At 52.1% G+C, this 6,324-nt stretch carries 6 protein-coding genes; 2 read left to right on the top strand and 4 right to left on the bottom strand.

Going from position 1 to position 6,324, the window contains the following annotated elements; translation table 11 throughout:
- The first annotated feature begins 97 nt into the window (after positions 1-97).
- Both JW953_04880 and JW953_04875 read left to right on the top strand, forming a co-directional pair.
- On the top strand, positions 98-664 hold the full coding sequence (locus JW953_04880) for a hypothetical protein (GenBank protein MBN1992015.1): 567 nt from the start codon (positions 98-100) through the stop codon (positions 662-664).
- Between the two features lie 11 nt (positions 665-675).
- The gene (locus tag JW953_04875; protein ID MBN1992014.1) at positions 676-1,614 is read left to right on the top strand and encodes a hypothetical protein; all 939 of its coding nucleotides are present in this window, start codon (positions 676-678) and stop codon (positions 1,612-1,614) included.
- 77 nt (positions 1,615-1,691) lie between these two features.
- Here JW953_04875 and JW953_04870 read toward each other — a convergent pair whose 3' ends face one another.
- The 4 genes from JW953_04870 to JW953_04855 form a co-directional block, all read right to left on the bottom strand.
- Positions 1,692-2,285: a hypothetical protein gene (locus JW953_04870; protein ID MBN1992013.1), complete on the bottom strand. Its 594-nt coding sequence runs from the start codon at positions 2,283-2,285 to the stop codon at positions 1,692-1,694.
- Between the two features lie 105 nt (positions 2,286-2,390).
- Positions 2,391-3,611: a hypothetical protein gene (locus tag JW953_04865; GenBank protein MBN1992012.1), complete on the bottom strand. Its 1,221-nt coding sequence runs from the start codon at positions 3,609-3,611 to the stop codon at positions 2,391-2,393.
- A 49-nt stretch (positions 3,612-3,660) separates the two neighbouring features.
- Entirely contained in the window at positions 3,661-3,879 is a 219-nt protein-coding gene (locus tag JW953_04860) for a hypothetical protein (GenBank protein ID MBN1992011.1), read from the bottom strand.
- 137 nt (positions 3,880-4,016) lie between these two features.
- The gene (locus JW953_04855; protein ID MBN1992010.1) at positions 4,017-6,113 is read right to left on the bottom strand and encodes a tetratricopeptide repeat protein; all 2,097 of its coding nucleotides are present in this window, start codon (positions 6,111-6,113) and stop codon (positions 4,017-4,019) included.
- Positions 6,114-6,324 lie beyond the last annotated feature (211 nt).

Below are 6,324 nucleotides of genomic sequence, written 5' to 3'. Positions count from 1 at the left end.
TCAGGAAAAGAAGCCTGCCCTTAAGCTTACTCCTGAACAATTAGCTCTTTTCCCTGACTTCATTTAGTTATCCCGAACTCAGGTTAGGTACGTATTTTTGGGACTGGTCTTTTTGGGTTTTGCCCTGGGGTATGCCGGCTGGCGATTCGACCAAGCGATTTGGATTAGTATGGCGGTGGCTATCGCCGGGCTGGGGATTGCGGCCGGCGGGGTGGAAGATATGATCACCCGCTATGTGAGCCTGTCTTATCATGAAGAAGGGTACCGGGCGCAAACCTACAGCGGGTTAAGCGCCGTGTTGTTTGGCGTGATGTGGATTGTGGTGGGGCTGGCTTTATTTGGGGGCGGCCTGGCTTATACGGTTGGTTTGGGCGAGTTGGTGTGGCATTATGTGCAGGCGCATCCCGGCCCCATTTTAGTTTTGGCCGGGCTGGCGATGATGGCCTATGGCGGCGTGGAAACGCTGGGAGCCAGAGAAGACACATTATCCGCGTCGTTTTGGAATTTTTTGGGCAGTGTGCCCGCCCGCATTTTTGGCCTTATACTCATATTTGCCGGGCTGGTGGCGTTAACTGCCGGAACGTTGGAACTGGTTGCGCCCAATAGCTTTGATGCGATGGTGGCGCGATTGAGCGACATATTACTGCCGCAGATACCGGAATAATAGAGGAAGTTATGAAAACAGGAAAAGTTGTCCAAATACTCAGCAGCTTGCTGTTTATTCTGATCGGTATGTTCTGTTGTGTGGGGAGCAGCATTGTTACTTTGTCACGTGACGATGCCAGCATTGAATTATTTAATATCTCTATCGGCCTGGGCCAGAGAACTGCCGGAGATTTCAATTGTTTCTGGCTTGTATTGGTATTTATTCCAATTATGTTTATAGAAACGGGGTTGTGGTGGAACCGTCGTAGCTGGGAGATGAAAACTGATGAGATGGCCTTGACGGATAACGCCTGGTCAAAATTTGCCCGCCAATTTGCCCGTTACCAGGGAATCAAGGATTTGCTATTGAATATCGCGGGGCTGTTTGTTTTATCGTTTGCCCTGCCGGCAATTACCATAGCTTTGATATGGTTGGGAATAAAAGGCCAATTGGCCCTGTCCATTCCCTTTGTGATGATCGCGGTAGTTTTTACCGGCTACCTTTTGTTGCGTTTCCCTTTGATCCTGGTTTGGCAGCAATTGGGTTTGGATAAACGGACCACAAAACTTTTGCGCTGGCGGCAACCAAAATATGAGTTATTGCATGAAGGGGTTATGATTGATCCCGCTATTCCTCCACCTATCGGCGGCAAACAATATCGCCGGGATTATAAATTTCAGGTGGGCTTTGCCGAGATTGATGAAATTCGTGAATTTTCATCCTACCCTGAAGCGCAAACATTTATGGCCTACTCAGTTGGCCCCAATTTGAATCTGGCCGTCAGGCAAACCAAAGACATGGCCCGTTTTGTGAAGGGAGAAATTGACCGGCCCAGGGTTTATGTGCAACGATCAGGTGTTGGCAAAATTGTGTTGCTGCGCGGCTCGGAATTATTCTACTTGCTCGGTTTTGATACCGACGATGTTAGCGACTTGTTGCGAGCCTTCCAACAATTTAAGAGCAGGTAAAATTTATGGTTTGGCTTGTGGATGAATAGTAAAAGTGGCCTCAGTTACCTCTGAGGCCACTTTTTTTAGTGCCGATTTTACTGAGGAAGTTTCGTTAAGACCTTGGCAGCAACTTGCTTGTTGAACTCCAAGGCCGCCGTTCCCTCAAGTTCCGGATTAACAATGCCAACAAGGATCATAAACGGCCCTTGAAAGATGGTTAGTTGTTTGACGGAACTCTCCCAACCGCCATAGTCACCGACCCCGGCCACAACCTCCATTTTGTAGTCATCGCCCAGAGTCTCTTTTAATTCGGCTTCATAGAGGGCAAAGGCTTCTGCGCCGGTCACGTCTCGACCGTGCGGCATAAGGGTGACCCCCAGACTAAAGTTCTTTTCCGGGGAATAGTAATTGCATATTGACATCCAGTGGTTGAATTCTTCCTCTTCTCGATGTGTTTCCTGCGGTTCGTCAACAGAAGCCCCAATCAGCGTTTCCACCTCGGCCTTTGTCAAAAGTTCGCAGGCCTGCACCGGGTTTGGGAGAGTTGAGCTTTTTGATGATGATCCTTGCCCGGCCCCACAGCCAACGATTAAAGCTGAAAGAGATAAGAGCATCAGTAGCCAGATGGTAAGACATTGTTTTTGAGCCAGGATGAATACTTTTGCCTTGATCGAAAATAACTGTTTCATTGGTATCTCCTTTTAGGCCGGGTATGGTTGACGGTGCCGGTTCACCGCTAAGTTGGTTAAAATAGAAATCTCTCAAAATGATAATTTTGACTGGTTGTGATAAATCTATTGGGTTATCACACCATAATAAAGCTTGTTATCCGGACTCACCCAGACAAAGTGTCGTTGGCCTTGAGCGTCCACGGCCAGGGTTGTTTTGCCGCGCTGCAAAATACCGGCGGAAGCATCCACATCGGCCATGGGGCGGGGTTCGCTCCAGGTATTGTCTGCCTGCTGTTGGGTATACATTAATTTGTTTTCTTGGCTCCAGATAACGTGGGCCAGACCATCCGGTCCTACGGTCAGGATGGCCTCGCCATGCACCACCGGCGATATTTCAACCGGCGGCTGCCAGCCTTGATCGGGCAACCACCGGCGATAAAAAACACCGTTGTGGCCGGTCCAGGCCAGGTGCAGGCTGCCCTCCTGGCCCAACATTAATTGCGGCGTGAACCACGGGCGGGTATGTTCATCCGTCAAAACCTCGGGGTTTGACCATGTTTGACCGTCATTAGAAGAATGATAACTTAACGGGCCGCCCATTTGTTGCCAGACCAGGTGATACCGGCCGGACGGATCAACCGCCACCGCAATTTCTTCAACCACGTTATCAAACTCATCCGGCGTTAGCGGGGTGTTGTCAAAATAAAGCAAAAACCCGTTGCGGTCGCCGGCTATATGCCGACTACCGTCCGGGGCAAAAACCACCTGTGCGTTCTCCTCGGTCACCAGTTCGGGGTCCGACCAGGTGGTTTCGGCCAGGCAACGCAAGTAGGTGGCGCGATTGTCGTTAATAAAACCATGCAAGACCAGGCACAATTGCCCATCGGGCCGACGCATCAGGGCGGTGAGGTCGGGGTCAAACTTGTCGGGCTGGGCCGTGCTCAACCGTTGGGGCGCTGCCCAAACACCGTCGGGCGGGCGCTGGGCGTAGAGCACTTTTTCAGCCGTGGTCGAACTGCCCTCGTAAATTTCTTGCTTCAGCAGTAGGTGCAGTTCCTCGTTGGGGTCGGCGCTGAGTTTGAGTTGCTCAAAGGCGCTGCCCGGTTCGTCAAAAATCAGGCTTGACTCAAAATCTGGTGCGGGCGCGTCAACCGGTTCTGCCGGAGTCGCCTGAGTCGGCGGCACTTGAGTTGGCATGGGTGGAATTTCTGGGGCGATATTTGCCACAGACTGGTTATTGAGTAGGTAGTAATAATAATAGCCCCCGGCGCCAAAAAGAGCCACACAAATGCACAACAATAACGCCACCAACATAAGGATGATAAAGGTTTGGTTCTTGTTCATGATGATTGAAATTCCTTTCCAAAATTATTGATGATCAATAAAAAAATTTTCAACTGTTTGCTTCCCCGGTAGTTTCCGAGGATTGGCCGCGCTGTAGCCGCCAGTGGATGAAGTCATTCAAATCAACCAGGGAAGCAAAGTACAACCGCTGCCCCGACGGCACATGTTCAACCAACCCTCGCCAGGATGGGTCGGCCAAATGGCTTGGCTCTAACCACATGCGCACCACAAAAAGATGTTGAGGGCGCCGGGTATTTGGTGCTGTCAAAGTAACCTCCAGCAATTGTTATTTTCAGGGCCAAGTATAACCGTGCCGGCGTCCCAAAAGCGTCCCAAATAAAAAACCTGCCGGATTTATCAAATTCGGCAGGTTGTCAAACAGATTGAGCCGATGAATCGGCCCGATTAATCGAGCCAGCTACCGTCTTTATATGCGGCCAAAATTTCCTGGTTAAAGCGAAGTTGGATGTAGGTTTGCCGGGTTTCATCATCAGGGATGGCGGCCAGTTTTGTTTGCAAACGCGCGTAGGCGGCCTGCAAAAACTCGTTGGCCTGCGCGGGGTTGCCCAACGCATAGTAAGTTTGGGCCGACACCCACAACACCTGTTGAGGATAAAGCAGAGAGGGTTCATCAGCTTGCAGAATGTCCAATAATTCAGCGCAAGTTTGTTGCGCCGCGGCCGGGTTATTTTGACGCAGATAGGCCAGCGCCAGTTGGCACAAATCATTAACGGTATCAACGGGCCGGGTTTCCATTGACCGCCGCAGAGCTAAGGCGGTTTGCAGGTGGGTAATAGCCTGGTCAATTTCACCCAGCTCGCGTTCGGCCTCGCCGAGATTGCCCAGGGCATTGGCCTCAATGTGCACGGTTTGCAATTGCCGGGCCAAATTGAGGCTGGCCTGGGCAGCGGATTTGGCAGCCGGGTAATCCTCTTGATACAAAGCAACTGCGCTCAGGTTGAGGGTGCTGAGCATTTGCCCGCGCACATCCTGCAATTGTTCAAATAGTTGGTGGGCCTGGGCAAAAGCGTGGCCGCCTTCCTCATAGCGGCCCAGGCTTACGCTCAAAATGCCCATATTCATGAGCACCGCGGCTTGCCCCTGCAATTTATCTAGCCTGGCATAGAGCGTTTTAGCCCGATTATAATATTTGAAAGATTGGGGAATATCAAACAGCCGGTTTGCCACCGAGCCGAGTAGTTTTTGGGTGTCGGCCTCGCCTTCCAGATAACCTGTCTGTTGGCATAAATCCAACGCTTGTTGGCATAATTCCTCACAGGTGTTGTAGTTTTTCTGCACAAAAGCCGCATGGGCCGCCACGTAGATCACCCGGAACAACAACAGGTAATTGGCCTCAGTTTCGGCCAGATTTCGCGCCTGCTGCACTAGCGGCATCACCTCGTTCAGATGGCCGCGCTCGGTGGCCAGTTGGGCCAGCGTGCAGCAACATTTTACTTCACCTTTGCGGTTGTTTAAGGAACGATATGTATTGAGCGCCTGCGGCAACAATTCCCCGGCGCGGTCATATTCGCCGGTGGACAGCAGATAAATAGCCTCTACCCGGAGCGTGTTGGCCTGCCAGTTAGGGTTATCCAGACAGGCGGCATAGCCTTTGAGTTGTTCGATCAGCGTGGCCTCCTCATCACGCTGCCCCAGGGCATGCTGCAAACCAATCCGACGCATCAACAATTCGCAGTAACATTCATTGTCGTTCAGGATGCCGGCTAATTGCGCCAATTCGGCCAGGTCGGTTTGCTGTTGTTCACGTTGTCCCCGGCGGTGATAAATGCTCTCACGCAGTAGCAATAAATCCCAACGTAAACGAGGCCGGGTGGTTAAGGCCAGGCCTTGGGTCAGAAACTCCAGGGCCTCGTCGTCGGCAAAAATGGTCAGGGCGCGTTGGGCCGCCTGGTGGTAATGATGTGCTGCCTCTTCGGGCAAACCACCCTGCTCAAAATGGTGGGCCAGATAACCGGCCATCTCGTCAAGCCGATCGCCATGCAGGTCGGCCAGCACCTGCCCAATGCGGCGATGCCGCCGGCGACGCACGTCGGCGGGAATATTCGCGTAAAGGGTGGCCTGCGTGAGCTGGTGGGTGAAGGCAAAATCAAAACGACGCCCTTTACTGCGCTCCCGCACCAGGTAATGATCCAGTAATTCATCCAGGGCAGCCAGCGCCGCGCCTTCATCCCAGCCGCCGGTTTCGCGGACCAGATCAAGATCAAAATTGGGGCCAATCACCGCTGCAATTTCAGCCAGGGCCAGGGCGTCCTCGTTAACGCGCTCCAAGCGCTGGCGAATGATGTCGCTCACGCGGGTAGGAATTTGGCCATGGGTAAGGTCTTTGATCTGCCATTGTCCACCGGATATTTCTATTTGGCCCGTTTCTATCCAATCGTAAAGCAGTTCGTGAATAAACAGCGGATTGCCCTCGCTGCGGGCATAGAGCAAGGTGGAGAGGGCGTCAACAACATTACCGGCCCCGGCCATTTGCCTGACCAATTCCGCTACGGTATCTGCCGAAAAACGGGATAGAGTGAGATGATCAATCCGTTGTTGGCGCTGTAACCGGCGCCGCGTCTGGCGCAGGGGATGCCGGCGCGGCGTTTCTTCTTCGCGGTAGGTAACTACTTTGACAATGTTAGATTATTATGTTCAGTAATAAGATTCATCAAGGACTACGAGAATTATAAAGACGGGATTTGCGAGATCG

The organism is Anaerolineae bacterium, from assembly GCA_016931895.1.
Taxonomy (GTDB): Bacteria; Chloroflexota; Anaerolineae; order 4572-78; family J111; genus JAFGNV01.
This window is presented reverse-complemented; position numbering and strand designations above follow the sequence as displayed.